Consider the following 20365-nt stretch of genomic DNA (forward strand, 5'->3'; position numbering starts at 1 on the left):
TGGACGTTGGACTCTCGGGGCCTGGGGGTTGGACTCTCGGGGTCAGTGGGGGTGGGAGGTGCGGAGGGTGCGGATCGCGTCGGGGACGGCGTGGAGGAGGGCCGAGGCGGGGACGGGGGCGTTGGCGGCGGCCAGGGTGGCGGCGCGGGCGTGGAGGTGGGCGGCGGAGGCGGCGGCCAGGGGCGGGTCCAGGCCGGCGGCCAGGAGGGAGCCGAGGATGCCGGAGAGGACGTCGCCCGAGCCGGCGGTGGCGGCCCAGGAGTCGGGGGCCCGGTTGACCAGGGTGCGACCGTCCGGGGAGGCGATGACGGTGGTGCGGCCCTTGAGGAGGACCACGGCGTCGAACTTCTCGGCGGCACGCCGGGCGGCGGCCACGCGGTCCTCGCCGACCGGGCCGGCCAGGCGCTCGTACTCGCGGTCGTGCGGGGTGAGCACGAGCGGGGTGCCGGGGTCGCGCGCGTCCCACAGGTCGGGGTTGTTGGCGAGCATGGTGATGGCGTCCGCGTCGGCGCACACCGGGACACCCGCCTCCAGGACGGTGCGGAGGACCTGCTCGGAGCCGAGGCCCGTGCCCAGCCCGGGACCGACGACCCACGCCTGCACGCGGCCCGCGTCGGTGATCGACCCCGTGCAGATCGCCTCCGGCCAGTGCGCCCGCACGGCCCCCGCCGCCGCGCCCGCGTAGCGGACCATGCCCGAGGTGGCCAGCACGGCCGCGCCGGTCGAGAGCACGGCCGCGCCCGGGTAGGTGGACGAGCCGGCGGCGACGCCCGTCACGCCCTGGGTGTACTTGTCGGAGTCGGGCCCGGGGACCGGCCACGCCGCGCCCACGTCCTCCGCGTCCAGTTCGAGCAGGTCGGGGCCGTGCAGCTCACCGGTCAGGCCGATGTCCACCAGCCGCACGTCGCCGCAGTCGGCCAGCGCGTGCACGGGCTTGAGGCAGCCGAACGTCACGGTGGTGTGCGCCCGCACCGCGGGCCCGGCGACGTGGCCGGTGTCCGGGTCCACGCCGCTGGGCAGGTCCACGGCCAGCACCGGCGCGTCGAGCGCCGCCACGTGCTCGGCGGCGTCGGGTCGCAGCGGGCCGCGCGCCGACAGGCCCACGATGCCGTCCACCACCAGGTCCACCGGCCCCAGGCGGTCCACCACCCGGCCGCCGGCGCGGCGGAACGCGGCCAGCCCCTCGGCGTGCGCCCGCGACGGCGAGAGCAGCACCGCGGACACGGCCACGCCCCGCTTGCGCAGGTAGTAGCCGGCCCACAGCGCGTCGCCGCCGTTGTTGCCCGCGCCGACCAGCAGGCCGACCCGCCGCCGCCCGGCGAGCAGCTCCGCCGCGACGACGGCCACGCCGAACGCCGCCCGCCGCATCAGCGCACCCGGCGGCACGACCGCCAGGACGCGTTCCTCGGCCTCCCTGACCCGTGCCGTCGTCCACAGACCCCGCATGGGGTCCAGCCTGCCCTACTCGACGGTGACGGACTTGGCGAGGTTGCGGGGCTTGTCCACGTCGTACCCGCGGCTGCGGGCGATCTCCGCCGCCAGCACCTGGAGCGGCACGGTGGAGATCAGCGGCTGGAGCAGCGTCGGCACCGCGGGGATCTCGATCAGGTGGTCCGCGAACGGCCGCACCGTCTCGTCACCCTCCTCGGCGATCACGATCGTGCGCGCGCCGCGGGCCTGGATCTCCGAGATGTTGGACACCAGCTTCGAGTGCAGCTGCGCGCGGCCCTTGGGCGACGGCATCACCACGACGACCGGCAGGCCGGGCTCGATCAGCGCGATCGGGCCGTGCTTCAGCTCGCCCGCCGCGAAGCCCTCGGCGTGCATGTACGCCAGTTCCTTGAGCTTGAGCGCGCCTTCGAGCGCCACCGGGTAGCCGACGTGGCGGCCGAGGAACAGCACCGCCTTGGAGTCGGCCAGCTCGCGGCCGAGGGCGCGGACCTGCTCGACGGTGCCCAGCACCTTCTGCACGGCCTCGGGCATGGCCTCCAGCTCGTGGAACTCGCGGGCCACCTCGTCCGGGTACTTGGTGCCGCGCGCCTGCGCCAGGGCCAGGCCGACCAGGTAGTTCGCCGCGATCTGGGCGAGGAACGCCTTGGTGGACGCCACGCCGATCTCGGGGCCGGCGTGCGTGTAGAGCACGGCGTCGGACTCGCGCGGGATCTGCGCGCCGTTGGTGTTGCACACCGCCAGCACGCGGGCCTTCTGCGCGCGGGCGTGCCGCACGGCCTCCAGCGTGTCGGCGGTCTCGCCGGACTGGGACACGGCGACGACGAGGGTGTCGCGGTCGAGCACCGGGTCGCGGTAGCGGAACTCGGAGGCCAGCTCGACCTCGACGGGCAGCCGGGTCCAGTGCTCGATGGCGTACTTGGCGACCAGGCCGGAGTGGTAGGCCGAACCGCAGGCCACGACGAACACCTTGTCGACGTCGCGCAGGTCCTGGTCGGACAGCCGCTGCTCGTCGAGGACGATCCGGCCGTCGCGGAAGTGGCCGCGCAGCGTGTTGGCCAGCGCCTCCGGCTGCTCCTCGATCTCCTTGAGCATGAAGTACTCGTGGCCGCCCTTCTCTGCGGCCGACAGGTCCCAGTTGACCGTGAACGGCTTGGCGACGGCCTCCTCGCCGTGGAAGTCGGTCACCGCGTAGCCGTCGCGGTCGATGACGACGACCTGGTCCTGGCCCAGCTCGACGGCCTCGCGGGTGTGCTCGATGAACGCCGACACGTCGCTGGCCACGAACGTCTCGCCGTCGCCGACGCCCACGACCAGCGGGGACGAGCGGCGGGCGGCGACCACCAGGTCGGGCTGCTCGGCGTGCGTGACGACGAGGGTGAACGCGCCCTCCAGGCGGCGGACGACGGCGCGCACGCTGGCCGCCAGGTCGCCCTTGGTGTCGCCGTCGGCGTAGGCGCGGGCGACGAGGTGGGCGGCGGTCTCGGAGTCCGTGTCGCTGGCCATCTCGATGCCGTCGGCCTCCAGCTCGGCGCGCAGCGCGGCGAAGTTCTCGATGATGCCGTTGTGCACGACCGCGACCTGGCCGGTGGTGTCGCGGTGCGGGTGGGAGTTCCGGTCGACCGGGGCGCCGTGCGTGGCCCAGCGGGTGTGGCCCATGCCGGCGGTGCCCGCGAAGCCCTCGCGCCCGACCTCGTCGAGCCGGGCCTCCAGGTTGGTCAGCCGACCGGCCTTGCGCTCGACGGCCAGGCCGCCCGCGCCGTCCAGGACGGCGACGCCTGCCGAGTCGTAGCCCCGGTACTCCAGCCGTCGCAAACCGTCGAGCACGACGTCCAGCGCCGACCGGTGACCCACATATCCCACGATTCCGCACACGCCGCACAGCGTAACTAGACCAGCGGCATCACCCAAAAGAGCCACTTCAACGCGTTTGCGCAGGTCAAGACCACATTTGGTATAGACCAATCAGGAGGTGCGCCCCGAGTGGCGCGATCGACTACCGTTCACGCGGTGAGCGGCTACTCGGCGAAGCAGGTGCTCGACCAGCTCGGCAGGCCCGGCCCGCACCCCGTGCTGCGCGGCGACCTCGCCCTGGTCGGGCTCCCGGGCCTGGTCTACACGCCCGCGTCCGGGCTCGGCCTGCCCGCGGTCGCGTTCGGGCACGGCTGGTTGCAGCCCGTCGAGCGCTACCGGGCGCTCCTGCGGCACCTCGCGTCCTGGGGCGTCGTGGCCGCCGCCCCCGGCACCCAGCGCGGCCCCCTGATGTCCGCCCGCCTGCTCGCCGGGAACCTGCGCACCACGCTCGACGTGCTCACCGGCGTCCGGCTCGGCGACGGCGACATCAGCGTGGACGCCGAGCACCTCGCCGTCGCGGGTCACTCCATGGGCGGCGGGGCCGCCGTGCTGGCCGCCGCCGACGACAGCCGGGTGCGCGCGGTCGTGACGCTCGCCGCGTCCGAGACCCGACCGTCCGCCCTGGACGCGGCCCGCCGGGTCACCGCCGCGGGCCTGCACCTGGCCGCCGGCGAGGACCGCATCGCACCGCCCGTCGGGCACGCCGAGGCCATCGCCGACGCCTGGGCGGGTCCCGTGCAGCTGCGGTCGCTGCCCAAGACCAGCCACCTCGGGTTCGCCGAGGGCAGGCACTGGAGCGAACTGCTGCTCGACGGCAAGGGCGAGCGGGACGCGCAGCGCATCGGGCGGGCGCTGACCACCGCGTTCCTGCTGCGCCTGCTCAAGAACGACAGGCGGTGGGACGTCCTGCTCGACCACGACGTGAAGGGCGCCCCGCTGGGCTTCCAGCGGGGACCGCTCGTCCGCACCTGAGGTCCGCGCGCGCGACGGCCCCCGGTCCACTGCGGACCGGGGGCCGTCGCCGTCTCACGTCAGCCAGCTCTGCCCGCCGAAGTCCTCGTCGTCGTCCACCGGCGCGGGACGCCGGGGTGCCGGCCTCGCCGCGGGCGGCGGGGGCGGGGGCGACGGCGGGACCGGTGCGGCGGCGGGGAACGGCGTCGTCGGGGGCGTCGGCGCGGGCGTCGTCCACGCGGCGCCCGGTGCCGGGGCCTCGTAGGTCGGCTCGTCGTCCTCGGCGCCGAAGCGGTACTCGTCCGGCTTCTTCTGCGTCGCGGCCTGCGTGCCCCACCCGCCGGCGGCCTTCTGCCGCGCCTCGGTCTCCTCGATGCGCTCGACGACCTTCTGCGCGACCTGCCCCTGCTTGGAGAAGCTGTCGGCCGCCTTGTCCCTGGCCTCGCGCGAACGGCGCTCCCGCAGCTCACGCCGGTCGGCGTGCTCCCGCGAGATCTCGTCCATGCGGCTCTTGGCCGCGGCCAGCCTCTCCGACGCGACGCTCATCGGCGCTCCTCACCCAGCACGCCCTGGACCCGGCTCAGGGCGACGTCGTCGTCGAACAGCGAGCCGGTCGTGCGCCACTGCCCGGGGCTCCTGCGCTCGTCGTCACCGCCACCGCCCTGCTGACCGCCGGCGGCGGGCGTGCCGCCGGCCATGCCGCCCATCATGCCGCCGCCGACCGCCGACCCGCCCGGCTGGCCCGCGGTGCTGCCGTCGTGCATGGACGGCAGGGTCGCCGAACCGGCCTGGCCGGCCTGGGAGGCGTTGGTGTCCGACGCGAGGCCCTGGTCGGCGGAGTTCGGGGCGCTCCACGTGCTGTCCGAACCGGACGGCGAGCCGCCCAGCACCGAGTCCGCGCCGTTGAAACCGCTCGGGCCGCCGCCGAGGACCGACGCGCCGGACGCGGACGTGGTGCCCTCGGTGTTGTACTGCACGGGGCCGTCGAACGCGGGCGCCGCGCCGAACCCGCCGCCGCCACCGCCGTGGCCGCCGAAGCCGCCGCCACCGCCGCCGTCGAAGCCGGGGGCGGGACCGAAGGCCGGGCCGCCACCGCCGGGGCCGCCGGCACCGGGACCGCCGCCGAACCCACCGCCACCGCCGCCGTCGAAGCCCGGCGCGGGACCGAAGCCGGGACCGGGCTGCGGGACGCCGGCCGCGGGCGTCGGGGCGCCCTGGGGCTCGGTGAACCCGCCGAAGGCGCTCGCCGCCGGACCACCGTCCGCGACCGGCACGGGCGCGCCCTGCGGCTCGGTGAAGCCACCGGCGAAGCCGCTGTCCGCGACCGGCACCGCGGCCACCTCGGGCGCGGTGAAGCCGGGCGCCGCGCCGATGGCCGACTCCAGCCGGTCGGCCGGCGCGGGCATCGTGGTCACGTCGCCGGGCCGGTCCGCGCTCGGCAGGTTGGGGGTGGCCGCCGCGTCCGAACCGGCGTCGGGGTCGTCCTCGCCGAACTCCACGCCGTACTGCTCCGGCGACCCGTCGCCGTTGTCCACGCTCAGGTTGATCTCGCCGGTCAGCGGGTCGACCTCGGCCGTGATGGCCAGGCCGTCCAGCTCGATCAGCGCCTTGCCGTCGGCGCCCGCCTCGATCGGGATGGCGGCGTCAGACCCGCCCTGACCTGCGTTTTCGCCAGGGGCGAACAGGGTGTTGGCACCCGCCGCCGCGCCCGCGGCACCCGCCCCGGCGACGCCGCCGGACGCGGTGGTCGCACCCGCCAGCGCCCCGGCCAGTGCCGCGCCGCCGTTCTGGCCCATCAGCGCCTTGAGCGCGTCGGGGTTGTTGCTGAAGTCGACGTCGTACGTCTTCGGCTCGCTCTGCGGCGTGTCGACGGTGATCTTCACGTGGCCGTTCGCGTCCGGCTCGGTGATCTTGATCTCGTTGTCGCCGCTCTTGATGGTGACGGTCTCGGGGTTCTCCTCCTCGCCCTTGAGGCCGTCGGGCTTGCCGCCCTGCTGGTCGTCCGGCTTGCCGTCGCCGTCGAGGTCGTCGGGCTTGCCGTCGCCGTCGAGGTCGTCGGGCTTGCCGTCGCCGTCGAGGTCGCCCGGGACCTGGAGGGCGTCCGGCTTGCCGTCGCCGTCCTTGTCCAGCGGGTTCTCCGGCTTGGGCATCTCCGGCACACCGCCGCCACCACCGCTGCCGCTGCCGCCACCGCCGCTGGGCATGCCGCCACCGCCGCCGCCCGACCCCGTGCCGCCACCGCCACCGCCGGTGCCACCACCGGTGCCGGTGCCGGTGCCGCCGCCCGTGCCGTCGTCACCCGGGTCCGACGCGGGCGCCGGGAACGGGTTCTCGAACCCGGCCATGTAGTTGGCGAGCGTGTCCCACTTCGCGTCCACAGAGGACTTGGTTTCCGCGCAGCACTGCTTGAACTGCTCGTAGAGGCCCCAGAACTCGGTGTTGAACGAGTCCCTGATCCACTTCTTGCACTGGTTGATCGCGTAGTCGCGGTTCTCGTCGTTGAGCGTGCAGTCGTCGGAGTGGATGCGGTCCGCGATGTTGCTGCCGGTCTTCGAGTCGACCCAGCCCGCGATCTCCAGCACCCGGTCCTTGGAGTAGTCGCCCTCGCCGCGCGCGAACGAGACGACCTTCTCCGCCATGAACGTGTCCGCCTGGCCGATCTGCTCCCGGTACATGCCGAGGACCTCGTCGGCCTTGCTCTTGCACAGCTCGTACACGCCGCCGACCGCCGTGCGGGTCAGGTCCGCCGCACCGTTCAGGGCGTCGCCCAGCTCGGTGACCTTCGGCACCAGCTCGCCGCTGTAGTGCTCCTGCGACGCCTGGGCCGCCGCGCCCTCCCACTCGCCGTACAGGCCCTTGAGCTGCGCGTCCACCTCCGACTTCAGCTCGTCGACGCGGGACTTGGCGGCGCTGAACTCGTCGGCCTCCATGAGCAGCTTGTGGAAGTTGATCCCGCGCTGCTCGTCGTACGGCTTGTTGATGTGCTCGGCGAGGTTGAGGGAGTGCGTGTTGCCGACGCAGTCGCCCGGCCGGTTGTTCCAGATGGGCTCGAACTTCTCGAAGACCTTCAGCCCGGCCTTGCCCGCGTCGAACAGCTCGTCGGACAGCTTCACGCCCGTGCCGGCCGCCGTGGGCGGCTGCTTGCCGTCCAGCGCCTTCTCGCCGTCCTCGACGGCCTTGGTCTGCTCGCGCGAGTTGTAGCTGTTGGACTCGCCCTCGGCCTTGGCCTCGTCGTAGCGGCCCTGGAGGCCGTTGTCGGCGGACGCGCCGTCGCCCCAGTTCCAGAAGCTGGAGGTGTCGTAGCGGTCCTTGTAGGCGTTGGCGTCGTCGGGGATGCTCCACGGCGCGGTGTCGGAGACGTAGGCGTGCATCAGCTCCGCCTTCTTGTCCTCCGACACGTTCGGGTCGTCCAGGACGGCCTTGACGTCGTTCCAGCTCGGCGTGGCCATCAGTACTGGCTCCCCACGTTGCCCGCGTTGGTGGACTCGACGTCGTCGTAGGTCGCGGCGCCGGAGCCGATCTTCCCGGCGAACCCGGCCAGCACACCGGTCATGTTCGCGATGCCCTTGCCGAAGTTGTCGATCCCCGTCTTGTACTTGGCGAAGTGCTGCTGGTGCGCCTCGCCGAAATCACGGGCGATCGTCTCGGTCTGGCCGACCTTCTTCAACTCGTCGGCCGTGTCCTTCGCGGCATCCGAAATGCCCTTCGAGGCTTTACGCATCGCCTCGGTACTGGTGCCGTAACCGGCCACGGCGATCCACTCCCCTCCGTGGCACGACGGCCACGACCCTCTCAACCGACTCGCCCGGTACGACGCGGGCGTTCGGCACGCGGTTCCCATCGTGGCAGCTCGCACGGCCGGGCGAGCACCTTTTCCGGCCGGTCCTCGCAGATGTGGACGCCGGGGCGGGTCAGCCCTGCCGAGGGGGACCGGGCGGGTGGGGCGGCTGCCGGGGCGGGGGCGGCGGCGAGCCGGGCGGTGGGCCGTACGGCGGTCCGGGCTGCCCCGGCCGGCCGGGCGGCCCGTACGGCGGCCGGCCCTGCGGCTGCTGCCCGAACGGCGGCTGCTGCCCGTACTGCTGCTGCCCGTGCGGGGGCTGGCCGTGCGGGGGCTGGCCGTACTGCTGACCGGGGTACCCGGGCGGCGGTGGGGGGCCGGGGTTGCCCCGGCCCTTCTTCACCCGCACCACCACGAGCACGACGACGGCGAGCACCACCAGCGCGATGATCGCCAACGTGCTGTAGCCCAGCATCCGGACCCCCGGGACGTGAGACGTCAGTGCACCGAGGAAACCACACCGGCGAGGCGCTGGGCGGCGGACTCGGCCAGCTCGTGCGTCGCCGCCTCCACCATCACCCGGACCAGCTGCTCGGTGCCCGACGGGCGCAGCAGCACCCGGCCGGTGTCGCCCAGCTCGGCCTCCACGGCGGCCACGGCCTCGCCGACCGCCGCGTCCTGGGCCACCGCGGCCTTGTCGGCCACGACCACGTTCAGCAGCACCTGCGGCAGCCGGTGCATGACCGACGCCAGCTCGGCCAGCGGCCTGCCGGTCTCGGCCATGCGCGCCATCAGGCGCAGCGCGGTCAGCAGGCCGTCGCCGGTGGTGGCGTGCGCGGGCAGGATGACGTGCCCGGACTGCTCGCCGCCGAGGGCGAACCCGCCCGCGCGCAGCTCCTCCAGCACGTACCGGTCGCCCACCGCGGTCGTCTTCACCTCGATGCCGTGCTCGCGCATCGCGATGTGCAGGCCGAGGTTGCTCATGACGGTGGCGACCAGCGTGTCGTCGGTCAGCTCACCGGACTCCTTCATGCCCAGCGCCAGCACGGCCATCACCTGGTCGCCGTCCAGGTCGTTGCCGTCGGCGTCGACCGCGACGCAGCGGTCCGCGTCGCCGTCGTGCGCGATGCCCAGGTCCGCGCCGTGCTCGACGACGGCGGCGCGCAGCAGCGCCACGTGGTTCGAGCCCACGCCGTCGTTGATGTTCAGGCCGTTCGGCGCGGAGTGGATCTCCACGACCTCCGCGCCCGCCCGCCGGTAGGCGTCCGGGGCGGCGACGGACGCGGCGCCGTGCGCGCAGTCCACCACGACCTTCAGGCCGTCCAGGCGGTGCGGCGTCACCTTCAGCAGGTGCTGCACGTACTGGCCCTCGGCGTCCTCGATGTCGCGGACCCGGCCGATGCCCGCGCCGGTCGGCCGGTGGCGGCCCTCGCCCGTCTTCTGCTCGATCTCGTCCTCGACCGCGTCGGGCAGCTTGTGCCCGCCGGCGGCGAAGAGCTTGATGCCGTTGTCGGGCATCGGGTTGTGCGACGCGGAGATCATCACGCCCACGTCGGCGCCCAGCGCGGCCACCAGGTGGGCCACGGCCGGGGTCGGCAGCACGCCCGCGCGCAGCACGTCCGCGCCCGCCGACGTGAGACCCGCCACCACGGCCGCCTCCAGCATCTCGCCGCTGGCGCGCGGGTCGCGGCCGACCACGGCGACCGGCCGGTGGGACCGGTCGTGCTCGGCCAGCACGCGCGCCGCCGAGGCGGCCAGCGACAGCGCCAGCTCGGGGGTCAGGTCCGCGTTGGCGAGACCGCGTACGCCGTCGGTGCCGAACAGGCGAGGCATGATCGCCGTGACCTCCACGTGAATTGCGCAACACAGGGCTGGCAAGGCCGACAAAAACACCGCGGGAGCAGCAGTTCGACGTAGGACGAAGAACTGGCTGCTCCCGCGGGGTGGTGCTCGCTGGACCCGGAAGTGGGGTCAGCGCTTGCTGTACTGAGGCGCCTTGCGGGCCTTCTTCAGGCCGTACTTCTTCCGCTCCTTGACCCGGGGGTCGCGGGTGAGGAAGCCGGCCTTCTTCAGCACCGGGCGGTCCTCGGAGTCGACGGCGATCAGCGCACGCGCGATCGCGAGGCGCAGCGCACCGGCCTGGCCGGTGGTGCCGCCGCCGCGCAGGTTCGCGATGACGTCGAACGTCTCCGGCTTCTCCGTCGTCACCAGGGGCTCGCGGATGAGCTGCTGGTGCACCTTGTTCGGGAAGTACGCCTCGAGCGACTTGCCGTTCAGGGTGAACTTGCCGGTGCCGGGCAGGAGGCGCACGCGGACGATGGCCTGCTTGCGGCGGCCGACGGTCTGCGCCAGGTGGTGCGCACCCGCGTTCAGGGTGTGGCGCACGACCGGAGCGGCCTCGTCGGCATCGGCCTCGTCAGCGTCGGCCTCGTCAGCGTCCGCTTCGGTGGCGTCCGCTTCGGTGGCGTCGGTGTCGGCGTCGATGCCCTCGGCGTCGGTGCCCTCGGCCTCGGCGGCGTCGGCGGCCTCGGCGTCGGTGCCCTCGACAGCCTCGGGGGCGGTCTCGTCGGCGTCGGTCTCGACGGCGTCGAGGTCGGCCTCAGGGGTGGTCACGTCGATGTCCTCGGTCTGCTGCGGCTCGGTCACTGGGCGACCTTCTTGATCTCGTACTGCTGCGGCTGCTGCGCAGCGTGCGGGTGGTTCGGGCCCGTGTAGACCTTGAGCTTGCCCGCCATCGCGCGGCCGAGGCGGTTCTTGGGCAGCATGCCCTTGATCGCCTTCTCGACAAGACGGTCGGCACGGGTGTCCAGCACCTCGCCGAACGAGCGCTGGCTGAGGCCGCCCGGGAAGCCGGAGTGCCGGTACACGAACTCCTGGTCACGCTTCTTGCCGGTCAACGCCACCTTGTCCGCGTTGATGACGATGACGAAGTCACCGGTGTCAACGTGGGGGGCGTAAGTCGGCTTGTGCTTGCCGCGCAGCAGCGTCGCGGCCTGGGTGGCGAGCCGACCGAGCACCACGTCCTGGGCGTCGATCACGTGCCAGGCTCGGGTCACCTCGCCGGGCTTCGGGCTGTACGTGCGCACGGGTCTACCTCGTCGTCACTTGCGTCTGGGGTCATTGCGGCGGTTGCTCAGGCCAGAGACCCCAGGTGGGCAGAGGACCAGAACACGAGGCGCGCATAGAGCACACCAGGTACCGCACAACAACGTAGGAAGATACCGGGTGGGGTCGGGGCTGGTCAAAACGACCCCCCTTCACCCGGTGCCGGCACCCCTCGCGGAGGTCTCCGCGGGCGGCCGGTGGTGCTCTGGACCACACGTGCGCGGGCCCCGGGACCGCGTGGTCCCGGGGCCCGCGATGCGCGGTGAGGCCGGACTCAGCCCCAGCGGCCCTCGTTCTTCTTCTCCGCCGCGTTGTACGCGTCGTTCGCGGAGGCGACGGCGGTGCCGATGGCGGCGAGCACCTGCTGGAGGCCGGAGGCCGACTCGTTCCACTTGGCCTGCGCCTGGGCGTACGCGTCGGACGACGCACCCTGCCACTGGGCGATGACCGGGTCGATGCGGCTCTTCAGCTCGTCGAGCTGCTGCTGCACCTGACCGGCCTGGCCCGCGATGTCGCCGGCGGCCGTGGAGAGGGCCGCGAAGTTGACTGCGATGTTGTCGTTCATGATTTCCCCTCGGGGGTCGAATCAAGCAGAAGAGGTATTACGGGTGAAGCAGTGGAAAACGCGGGGAAAACCATCAGCCGCCGAGGCGACCCATGATGTTCGACATCTCCGCGGCCTGCTCCTCTTCCTGCTGGACGTAGGTCTGCGTCGCGCCGCTGATCTGCTCGGCGATCGAGACGAGCGCCTCCTGGAGCTTCGCGGCGTCGGCGTTGAAGCGATCCATCAGCCGGCCGAACGCGTCGGCCGCGCTGCCCTTCCACGCGCCGCTCACGGTGTCGATCGTGCTCCGGAGCTGGTTCAGCGTGGCCTGGGTCTGGTCGTTCACGTTCATGATGTCGGTAGCCGCGTTCGTCAGCTCCGGCACACCGGTTGCGTAACCGCTCATTGAGGTGACCCCCTAGGTCATGTCGATCAGGCGCTCGTGATCCGTACGCCTCTTCCGACGCAGACCCTGCCACGACCGGTTCCCGCTTGTCGCGACTTCTTCCCAAGTAGTTGCGCTAGTAAACGCGACTTCGGGTCAGTAGAGGATTCGCGCTTGCGAAAAGTCCTCGTCATCGTCGGTGCGGGGCGGCAGCTGACCCCGCGGGCCCGCTGCGGGTCGGGAACCCGAGAACGGCGTCGCAGGAACGGAATTTGCATTCGCGTCCGTTTGCTCTCGCGATTTCTCGGCGGGCGGGGTGAGCAGTTCCACACCGGTGGGCAGTTCTTCGACCGGCAGCCCGCGGTGCGCGCGGAACCCGGTGGCGACGCGCTGGACGTCCGGGGACGTCGGGGCGTGCCCCTCGGGCCGCACGCGCCGCTCGCGCGCCCGGTCGGCCAGCTCCCGGTTCCGGTCGCGCTGGGCGGCGGCCCTCGCGCCCGCCTCGGCGGCGGCGCGGCGCCCCCGCGTCACCGCCGCGTCGAGGTCCGAGCGGAACCTGGCCATGGCTTCCGGGATGCCGGTCATCACAATCCCCACGCGGTGTCGTCGGTCGGTCCTAACCGGTCACGGTCAGCGTGCGCACCACCTGCTCGCACGCGGGGCGGACCCGGTCGCGCCCGCCCTCGGGGTACTGGCAGCCGACGCTGACCTGGAACGAGTCCTGGAACAGCACGTACCACTCGATGGTCGCCGAGCCCGCCGCTTCCCGGTAGTAAACGACATCCTTGCCCGCGAAGCCCGCCGAAGCGTCGAAGTCGGACAGGTTCGGGCCCTGGTCGTACAAGGTGCGCAGCTCGGTCTCGGCGCGGGCGCGGTCGGCGGTGGCGTCGTAGGCCAGCTTCTGCTCCTGCACCGCGATGACGTCCAGGTCGAGGTCCGCCGAATCGGGCTTGAGCAGCACCTTGCGGGTCTCGACCTGGCCGCCGGTCTGCTGCCAGCCGACCGGCGCGGTGAAGCTGTAGTCGTACTGGGCGATCGTCCTGCCCCCGGCGGGCGCCGTCGTGCCGGTGGTCGTGCCGGTCGGCTGGGCCGTGCCGCCGCCGTCGTGCCGGGTCAGCGCGTACGCCACGGACCCGCCGACGACCGCGAGCACGAGCACCGCGCCGAGCACGACCAGCGGCAGGCGGTTGCGGTCCCGCGCGGGCGGTGGCGGCGGGGGCGGCGGGAAGTGGGCGGGCCGCGGGAACCCGGACGGCGGCGAGGGCGCCGGCGGCCCGACCGGGACCGGCGCGGTGATCTTCCGGGTGATCTTGCGGGTCCGGTCGTCGGTGATCTTCTGCGTCACGTCGCCCCGGGCCTGCGGCGGGATCGCGCCGGTGCGCAGCGGGTCCACCCGCACGGCCCGCAGCGCGCCGCGGGCGACCACGGTCTCCGGCTGGTCGATGCTCGTGGGCACGACCCCGGACTGCTCCAGCACGAGCCGGGCCACCAGCGGGATGCGGCTCGACCCGCCGACGAGGAACACGCCCGCGAGGCCGCGCGGTTCCAGGCCGGCGTCGCGCACGGCCGTGACGACCAGCGCGGCGGCCCGGGTGAGCGGGGTGGTGACGAGGCGTTCGAGGTCGGTGCGGGTGACGTGCGCGTCGGGGAACGGCGGTGGCATCGGCACGTCGGTGTAGGAGTGCCGGGACAGCGTCTCCTTCGCGCCCCGCACGTCCTGCCGCAGCACCCGCCGGCGCCGGCGGTCGATCAGCTCGCGGCCCTCGACGAGCTGCCGCCACGCGTCCGGGTCGCCGGGCGCGACGAGCGAGCCGATGTGCTCCAGCAGCGCCTGGTCGACGTCCGCTCCGCCGAAACCGGGGTCGCCCTTGGTCGCGAGGACCTGGAACGCGCCGCCCCGGCGGACCACGACGCTCGCGTCCGCCGTGCCGCCGCCGAGGTCGAGCACGGCCAGCGCCACGCCGTCCTGCACCGAGTGGGAGGCGGCGTGGAACACGGCCGCCGCGACCGGCTCGGGCACCAGCCGGACCTCCCGCCCCAGCCCGCGCCCGGCCTGGAGCAGCACGCGGGTGCGGATGGCGCCCCAGTCGGCGGGGTGGGTGAGCACGAGCAGGTCGACCGGCGCGCCGCCCGCGACCCGCCGGGCCTCCTCCACGGCCCGGCCGAGCACGGCGCGCACCACGTCCGCGACCGGCAGCACGGAGGTGCCGAGCAGCAGCTCGCCCTCGTCGACCCGGCGCTTCGGGTGGGGTTCGTAGCGGGCCGGGTCCACGGCCGCCTGCCGCTCCGCCTCCTGCCCGACGAACAGCGTCCCGTCGGCCGCGGCGAACACGGCGGAGGGCACGATCGGCTGACCGTCGACGACCACGACCTGCGGTTCCCGGCCGTTCAGCGACATGGCGACGCAGGTGCTGGACGTGCCGAAGTCCACCGCCACGTGCAAGGTCATCCGTCATCCCCTCGTCGGCCGGGGTCCGCCTGCCCGCATATGCATACCCCACGACCTGCGCCGCCCGTCGGCTAACCCGGCCCAGCCGCGGGCGGGGCCGTCAGCCGACGGACGTGCCGTGGACCAGCAGGCGCTCGCCCGGCTCGCGCATCTCCGGCGCGCCCAGCTCGCGGAAGATCACCAGGGCGTCGCGCCAGTGCCGGCGGGCGGCGGGGGTGTCGCCCGCCGCGTGCCGGACGTCGCCCAGGCGGGTCAGCGCGAGCGCCTCGTTGTGGCGGTCGCCGACGGCCCGGCTGTGCTCCAGGGAGCGGTCCAGGGCGAGGGCGGCGGCGTCCGGGTCGGACAGTTCGGCGTGGATGAGGCCCAGGTTGGCCAGGTTGATGCCGCACGAGTAGCGGTCGCCCGCGGCGAGGTTGAGGTCGAGGGCGCGTTCCAGGCACTCCAGGGCGCGCTCGCGCTCGCCGTCGGCGCGGTAGATCGTGGCGAGGGTGTCCAGCAGGATGCTCTCCCCCGGCCTGCCCTCCTGGCGGTGGCAGATCTCCAGGGCGCGCAGCAGGTACTCGACGGCCAGGTCGTTGCGGCCGGTCGCGCTGTGCGCCATGCCGAGGTTGTTGAGGGCCTTGCGCAGGATGCGGTCGTCGCCGATCGCCTCGCTCAGCTCCACGCACCGCGTCGAGTGCGCGATCGACTCGTCGAACCGGCCGAGCCTGCCGCACGCGCTGCTCAGGTTGATCCGGGTCTCCGCCTCGGCGTACCCGTCGCCGAGCCGCCGGGCCGCCTCGACGCCCAGCTCGCCGAGCGCCAGGATCTCGGCCCACTGCGACCGGGTGTTGAGGAAGTTCCACGAGGCCGCCGACATCGGCGGCACGTACTCGCACCGGTCGCGCTCGACGGCGGCGCGCGCCATCAGCACGAAGTTCTGGTGCTCGGCCTCGAACCAGGCGGTGGCCGCCGCGAACGAGTCGAACCCGTCCGGCCGCACGCCGTCGAGCACGGGGACGCGGGGTTCGACGTAGTCCCGCGTCAGCCACCGCTTGGCCCGGTGGGCGGTGTGCAGGTACCAGTTGAGGACGCGGTCGGCCGCCTCGTCGGCGTCGGCGTCCTCGGCGGCCGACAGCTCCGCCGCGTACCAGCGCAGCAGGTCGTAGGTGGAGTACCGGTCGGCGCCGTGCTCGAACAGCAGGTGGGCGCGGGTCAGCTCGTCGATGGCGGCGACCGCGCCGGGCAGCGGCACCCCGGCCAGCGCCGCCGCGGCGGACGTCGACAGCGTCACGCCGGGGTGCCTGCCGAGCAGCCGGAACAGCCGCGCCGCGGCCGGGCCCAGGCGCCGGTAGGACCAGGAGAAGACGTTGCGGACGCTCGCGTCCGGGTCGCCCGCGTCGAGGAAGTCGAGCCGGTCCTGCTCGTCGGCCAGCTCCTCGGCGACCAGGGCCAGCGGGAAGTGCGGGTTCACGGCGGCGCGCGCGGCGACCACGGCCAGCGCCAGCGGCAGGCCCGCGCAGTGCCGCACCAGGGCCTCGGTCGCGGCCTCGTCCTCCGCGAGCCGGTCCGGGCCGAGCCGGCGGGCGAGCAGGGCGCGCGCCTCGGCGTCGCCGAGCATGTCCAGGGTGAGCGGGTGGGCGCCCTCGGCGTCGCACAGCCCGCTGAACCGGCTGCGGCTGGTGACGACGACGAAGGTGCGCGGGCCGCGGGGCAGCAGCGGGTGGACCTGCTCGGCGTCGCGGGCGTTGTCCAGCACGACCAGCAGCCGCCGGTCGGCGACCGTGTCGCGGTACAGCTCGACCTGGCCCTCGGTGGTGGCCGGGACGCGGGCGGGCGGGATCTCGAACGCGTCGAGGAACCCGCGGACCGCCTCGCCCGGCGGCACGGGCTCGCCGCTCGGGTCGAACCCGCGCAGGTTCACGTACAGCCTGCCGTCCGGGAAGGCGTCGGCGACCTGGTTGGCCCAGTGCACGGCCAGCGTCGTCTTGCCCACGCCCGCGGTGCCGCTGACCACCACCATCCCGGCGCCGCCCGCCTGGCGGGCCCGCGCGGACAGCTCGGCCAGCGCGCCGTCGCGGCCCACGAAGTGCGGGTTGCGCGCGGGCAGCAGGTTCGGCACGGCCACCGGCTGCGGCCGGGGCGGCGGCGAGGGCACCAGGTCGGGGTTGGCGATCAGGATGCGCTCGTGCAGCTCCTTCAGCTCCGGCCCCGGTTCGACGCCCAGCTCGGCGGCCAGCAGCCGGTGCGCGGCCCGGTAGGCGGCCAGCGCCTCGGCCTGGCGGTCCGACCGGTACAGGGCGAGCATCAGCTGGCCGTGCAGCCGCTCGCGCAGCGGGTGCAGCCGGACCAGCGAGCGCAGCTCGGCCACCAGGTCGCGGGCGCGCCCGGCGGCGAGGTCGACGTCGACGCGGTGCTCCAGCGCGGCCGTGCGCTCCTCGCGCAGCGGCGCCACGTCCTCCGCGTGCAGCACGTCGGAGCGCACGTCCGACAGCGGCTCGCCGCGCCACAGCGCCAACGCCTCGGCGTACCGGCCCCGCCGCACGAGCGCCCGGAACCGGTGCAGGTCGAGGGCGTCGGGGGCGACCTCGGCGACGTACCCGCCGGGCGCGGTGCGGACCACGTTGGCCTCGCCGAGCGCCCGGCGCAGCCGGGTGACGGTCATGTGCAGCGTGGCGCGGGCGCGCGACGGGTCGGGCGCGCCGCCGTCCCACAGCCGGGCCACCAGGTCGTCCACCGGCACGACCCCGTTCGCGCGCAGCAGCAGCGCGGCCAGCAGCACGCGCGCCTTGCCCGCGGGCACGGCCACCGGCCTGCCCGCGTACCGGACCTCCAGGGGGCCGAGCACCTCGAACACAGCGGTCAACGAGCCCTCCCCCGGAAGCGACCCGCCACGAAGCGACCCGCCCAGTCTACCCGGGGGATCACCCGGCGTGATCAGGTCGCGACAGCCGGCTCATGTCCTCCCGCACGGCGGCGGCCCCCGCCGGGTCGAGGCCGTCGAACAGCTCCGCCGCGCGGGCCAGCGCGGTCAGGGCCGCCGCCGCGTCGCCGCGGTCCCGCTCGACGTGGCCGAGCCTGCGCAGCGTGCGGGCCTCCTCGTCCTTGGAACCGGTGTCGCGCCACAGCTCCACCGCCTCGCGGAACCGGGCCACCGCCTCGTCGTGCCGCCCGGAGTGGTGCAGCGCGTGGCCGAGGCTGTCCAGGGCGTTCGCCTGGCCGAACAGGTCGCCCAGCTCGCGGAACGCGGACAGCGCCTCCCGGCAGTGCTCCAGCGCCGCGCCGTGGTCGCCCAGCAGGCTGCGGAACCAGCCCACGGCGTTCAGCGCGCCCGCCAGGGCCGCCCGCTGCCCGGACCCGCGGAACAGCTCCAGCGCGCTCGCGGACTCGCGCAGCGAGTCCTCGTACCGGCCGCGCCGCTCGTGCACCGCGGCCAGGCCCCGGTGCGCGCGGGCGCGGCCGAAGTCGTCGCCGAGCCGGGTGGACAGCTCCAGCGCCCGCCCGTAGTGCCGGGCCGCGCCGTCCAGGTCGCCGGTCCTGATGCCCGTCAGGCCGATGGTGCGGTGCGCGCGGGCCTGCGCCTCCAGGTCGTCGAGCCGGAGTCCCGCGGCCAGCGCCACCTGCTGCGTGGCGAGCTGGTCGCGCCAGTGGCCCTGGCGCTGGAAGTACGTGGCGACCGCCCACGCGAGCTGCCACGCGTGCGCGTGGAAGCCCTCGTCGTGCGCCAGCTCCACCGCGCCGACCAGCACCGGGTGCTCGGTGGTGAACCACGCCAGCGCGGCGTGCCGGTCGGTCGGCACGACGGGGGCCGCGCCGGGCCCGGCGGGCACCAGGGCGACCGGGTCGCGCTGCGGGTAGAGCAGCCGGTCGGCCCGGTCGGCGCTGTGCAGCAGGTGGTCGAGCAGGCCGCGCACGGCGGCGCGGCGCTCGTCCCCCGTGTGGTGCCCGCGCGCCTCGTCGGCGGCGTAGAGGCGGATCAGGTCGTGGAAGGCGTACCGGCCGGGCGCGGGCTGCGCCAGCAGCCGGGACCGGACCAGCTCGCGCAGCGCCTCCTTCGCCGCCGCCTGCCCCACGCCCGCCATGCTCGCCGCGGCGGCGGGCGTCACGTGCGGACCGGGGTGCAGGCCGAGCAGGCGGAACACCCGCGCGGTCGGCTCGCTCAGCCGGCGGCACGACCAGGAGAACACCGCGCGCGCCTTCGTGGTCGGGTCGCCGGTGTCCAGCGCGGCCAGCCGGGTCCGCGCGTCGGCCAGCTCGGCGGCGAGCGCGCTCAGCGGCAGGCCGGGGTCGCCCGCGACGCGGGCGGCGACGATCGCCAGCGCCAGCGGCAGGCCCGCGCAGTGCGCCACCAGGGAGTCGAACGCGGCCGGTTCGGCGTCCCGACCGCCCGGTCCGATCCGCCGCTCCAGCAGGGCCCGCGCCTCCGGTTCGTCGAGCAGGTCGAGCGTCAGCGGCACGGCCCCCTCGCGCACCACCAGGCCGCTGAGGTCGTTGCGGCTGGTGATCAGCACGAGCGGCGCGGCGCCGCCGGGCAGCAGGGGGCGCACCTGCTCGCTGTCGCGCGCGTTGTCCAGCAGCACGAGGACGCGCCGGTCGGCGAGCACCGCCCGGTACAGCGCGGCCCGCGCGTCCAGGCCGACCGGCACCCGGTCGCGGTCCACGCCCAGCGCGTCGAGGAAGTGGCGGATCACCTCGTCGGGCCGCACCGGGTCGGTGGCCGGGTCGAACCCGCGCAGGTCCGCGTAGAGCTGCCTGTCGGGGAAGCGGTCGGCCACCTCGTGCGCCCAGTGCACGGCCAGCGACGTCTTGCCGATGCCCGCCGCGCCGCCGATCGCGGCGACCACCGCGGTGCCCTCGTCCACGTCGAGCAGGGCGTCCAGCGCGGCCAGCTCGGCGCGGCGGCCCACGAAGAACCCGGTGCGCGGCGGGAGCCGCCGGGGCGTCGCCGAGCGGGCCGCCGACAGCTCCCGGTGCAGCCGCTGGAGGTTCGGGCCCGGGTCGACGCCCAGCTGGTCGGCCAGCCGGGCGCGCAGCGCCGCGTACACGGCGAGCGCCTCGGTGCGGCGGCCCTCCCGCGCCAGGGCCGCCATCAGCAGGCCCCAGAACCGCTCGCGCAGCGGGTACCGCGCGACCAGGCCGCGCAGCTCCTGCTCCAGCTCGCCGCCGGCGCCGGCCTCCAGGTCGGCCTCGATGCGCCGCTCCAGCACCACCAGGTGCTCCTCCAGCAGCGGCGGCACGTCCTCGCGCCGCAGCACGGGCGACGCCACGTCCGCCACCGGCGCGCCGCGCCACAGCCGCAGGGCCGCCGCGAAGTCGCCCCTCGCGGCCCGCTCGCGGAACAGGTGCAGGTCCAGCGCCCCCGGCGGCACGTCCGCCGCGTAGCCGTTGGCGGTCGTGCGCACCACGTTCGCCTCGCCGAGCGCCTGGCGCAGCCGGGTCACGACCATCTGGAGCGTCGCCTTCGCCCGGTGCGGGGTGGGCGCGTCGCCGTTCCACAGCCGCGCCACCAGGTCCTCGACCGGCACGGGCTGGTTGGCGCGCAGCAGCAGCGCGGCGAGCAGCGCGCGGGCCCGGTCGCCCGGCACGGCGACCTCCCGGTCGCGGTGCCGCACCTCCAGCGGGCCGAGCACCGCGAACCGGACGTCCGGAGTCATCGCGTCCCGATCGGCAGCCACCCGGCATGTCTACCGCGACCGGGAGCCGGGCGCGCGCACACCGGGTGCGGATCGGGTGAGTACGCCGTGAGCGGATTGTGAGGGGCGCTCGGCAAGCTGGACCCCGTTCACCGCCACACCCCAGGGGGGGCGGGGACCGTGCCGGGGGGACGGTCCCGTGAAGCGGTGCGTCGCCGGGGGGCGGCGCGCCGTCCGC

At 74.6% G+C, this 20365-nt stretch carries 16 protein-coding genes; 1 reads left to right on the forward strand and 15 read right to left on the reverse strand.

Annotated features, from left to right (window positions below; translation table 11 throughout):
- Nucleotides 1–42: 42 nt before the first annotated feature.
- Together ACRAKJ_RS38980 and glmS are read right to left on the reverse strand one after the other, a co-directional pair.
- Entirely contained in the window at nt 43–1446 is a 1404-nt protein-coding gene (locus ACRAKJ_RS38980) for an NAD(P)H-hydrate dehydratase (RefSeq protein WP_438922314.1), read from the reverse strand.
- A gap of 15 nt (nt 1447–1461) precedes the next feature.
- A complete protein-coding gene (gene glmS / locus ACRAKJ_RS38985; protein WP_438922313.1) occupies nt 1462–3324 on the reverse strand; it encodes a glutamine--fructose-6-phosphate transaminase (isomerizing) in 1863 nt (620 codons plus the stop codon).
- A gap of 135 nt (nt 3325–3459) precedes the next feature.
- Between glmS and ACRAKJ_RS38990 the strand changes: the two genes are divergently transcribed.
- The gene (locus tag ACRAKJ_RS38990; RefSeq protein WP_438922312.1) at nt 3460–4275 is read left to right on the forward strand and encodes a poly(ethylene terephthalate) hydrolase family protein; all 816 of its coding nucleotides are present in this window, start codon (nt 3460–3462) and stop codon (nt 4273–4275) included.
- 54 nt (nt 4276–4329) lie between these two features.
- Here the strand turns inward: ACRAKJ_RS38990 and ACRAKJ_RS38995 are convergent, their stop codons facing one another.
- The 13 genes from ACRAKJ_RS38995 to ACRAKJ_RS39055 form a co-directional block, all read right to left on the reverse strand.
- Entirely contained in the window at nt 4330–4800 is a 471-nt protein-coding gene (locus tag ACRAKJ_RS38995) for a hypothetical protein (protein WP_438926824.1), read from the reverse strand.
- The gene (locus tag ACRAKJ_RS39000; protein ID WP_438926823.1) at nt 4797–7703 is read right to left on the reverse strand and encodes a WXG100 family type VII secretion target; all 2907 of its coding nucleotides are present in this window, start codon (nt 7701–7703) and stop codon (nt 4797–4799) included. Before ACRAKJ_RS39000 ends, ACRAKJ_RS38995 begins: the two co-directional genes overlap by 4 nt.
- Nucleotides 7703–8005, reverse strand: coding sequence for a hypothetical protein (locus ACRAKJ_RS39005; RefSeq protein WP_438926822.1), 303 nt, complete (start codon nt 8003–8005; stop codon nt 7703–7705). The genes ACRAKJ_RS39000 and ACRAKJ_RS39005 overlap by 1 nt, the downstream gene beginning before the upstream one ends.
- Before the next feature lie 160 nt (nt 8006–8165).
- Nucleotides 8166–8507, reverse strand: coding sequence for a hypothetical protein (locus ACRAKJ_RS39010; RefSeq protein WP_438926821.1), 342 nt, complete (start codon nt 8505–8507; stop codon nt 8166–8168).
- 23 nt (nt 8508–8530) lie between these two features.
- A complete protein-coding gene (glmM, locus tag ACRAKJ_RS39015; RefSeq protein ID WP_438926820.1) occupies nt 8531–9865 on the reverse strand; it encodes a phosphoglucosamine mutase in 1335 nt (444 codons plus the stop codon).
- A gap of 138 nt (nt 9866–10003) precedes the next feature.
- A complete protein-coding gene (rpsI, locus tag ACRAKJ_RS39020; RefSeq protein WP_438926819.1) occupies nt 10004–10678 on the reverse strand; it encodes a 30S ribosomal protein S9 in 675 nt (224 codons plus the stop codon).
- The gene (rplM, locus tag ACRAKJ_RS39025; protein WP_438926818.1) at nt 10675–11118 is read right to left on the reverse strand and encodes a 50S ribosomal protein L13; all 444 of its coding nucleotides are present in this window, start codon (nt 11116–11118) and stop codon (nt 10675–10677) included. The genes rpsI and rplM overlap by 4 nt, the downstream gene beginning before the upstream one ends.
- Before the next feature lie 293 nt (nt 11119–11411).
- Nucleotides 11412–11702 carry a WXG100 family type VII secretion target gene (locus ACRAKJ_RS39030; protein ID WP_438920451.1) on the reverse strand — a complete coding sequence of 97 codons (291 nt, stop codon included), beginning with the start codon at nt 11700–11702 and terminating at the stop codon, nt 11412–11414.
- 73 nt (nt 11703–11775) lie between these two features.
- Nucleotides 11776–12087 (reverse strand): WXG100 family type VII secretion target, encoded by a 312-nt coding sequence (locus tag ACRAKJ_RS39035; protein ID WP_438920452.1) that lies wholly within the window; start codon nt 12085–12087, stop codon nt 11776–11778.
- A 135-nt stretch (nt 12088–12222) separates the two neighbouring features.
- Nucleotides 12223–12651, reverse strand: a complete 429-nt coding sequence (locus ACRAKJ_RS39040; RefSeq protein ID WP_438920453.1) for a hypothetical protein — start codon at nt 12649–12651, stop codon at nt 12223–12225.
- Nucleotides 12652–12682: 31 nt separating this feature from the next.
- Entirely contained in the window at nt 12683–14515 is a 1833-nt protein-coding gene (locus ACRAKJ_RS39045) for a type VII secretion-associated protein (protein ID WP_438920454.1), read from the reverse strand.
- A 100-nt stretch (nt 14516–14615) separates the two neighbouring features.
- Nucleotides 14616–17351 carry a BTAD domain-containing putative transcriptional regulator gene (locus ACRAKJ_RS39050; protein ID WP_438920513.1) on the reverse strand — a complete coding sequence of 912 codons (2736 nt, stop codon included), beginning with the start codon at nt 17349–17351 and terminating at the stop codon, nt 14616–14618.
- Nucleotides 17352–17418: 67 nt separating this feature from the next.
- A complete protein-coding gene (locus ACRAKJ_RS39055; RefSeq protein WP_438920455.1) occupies nt 17419–20169 on the reverse strand; it encodes a BTAD domain-containing putative transcriptional regulator in 2751 nt (916 codons plus the stop codon).
- Nucleotides 20170–20365: the final 196 nt, after the last annotated feature.

Source organism: Saccharothrix sp. DSM 118769, from assembly GCF_052936295.1.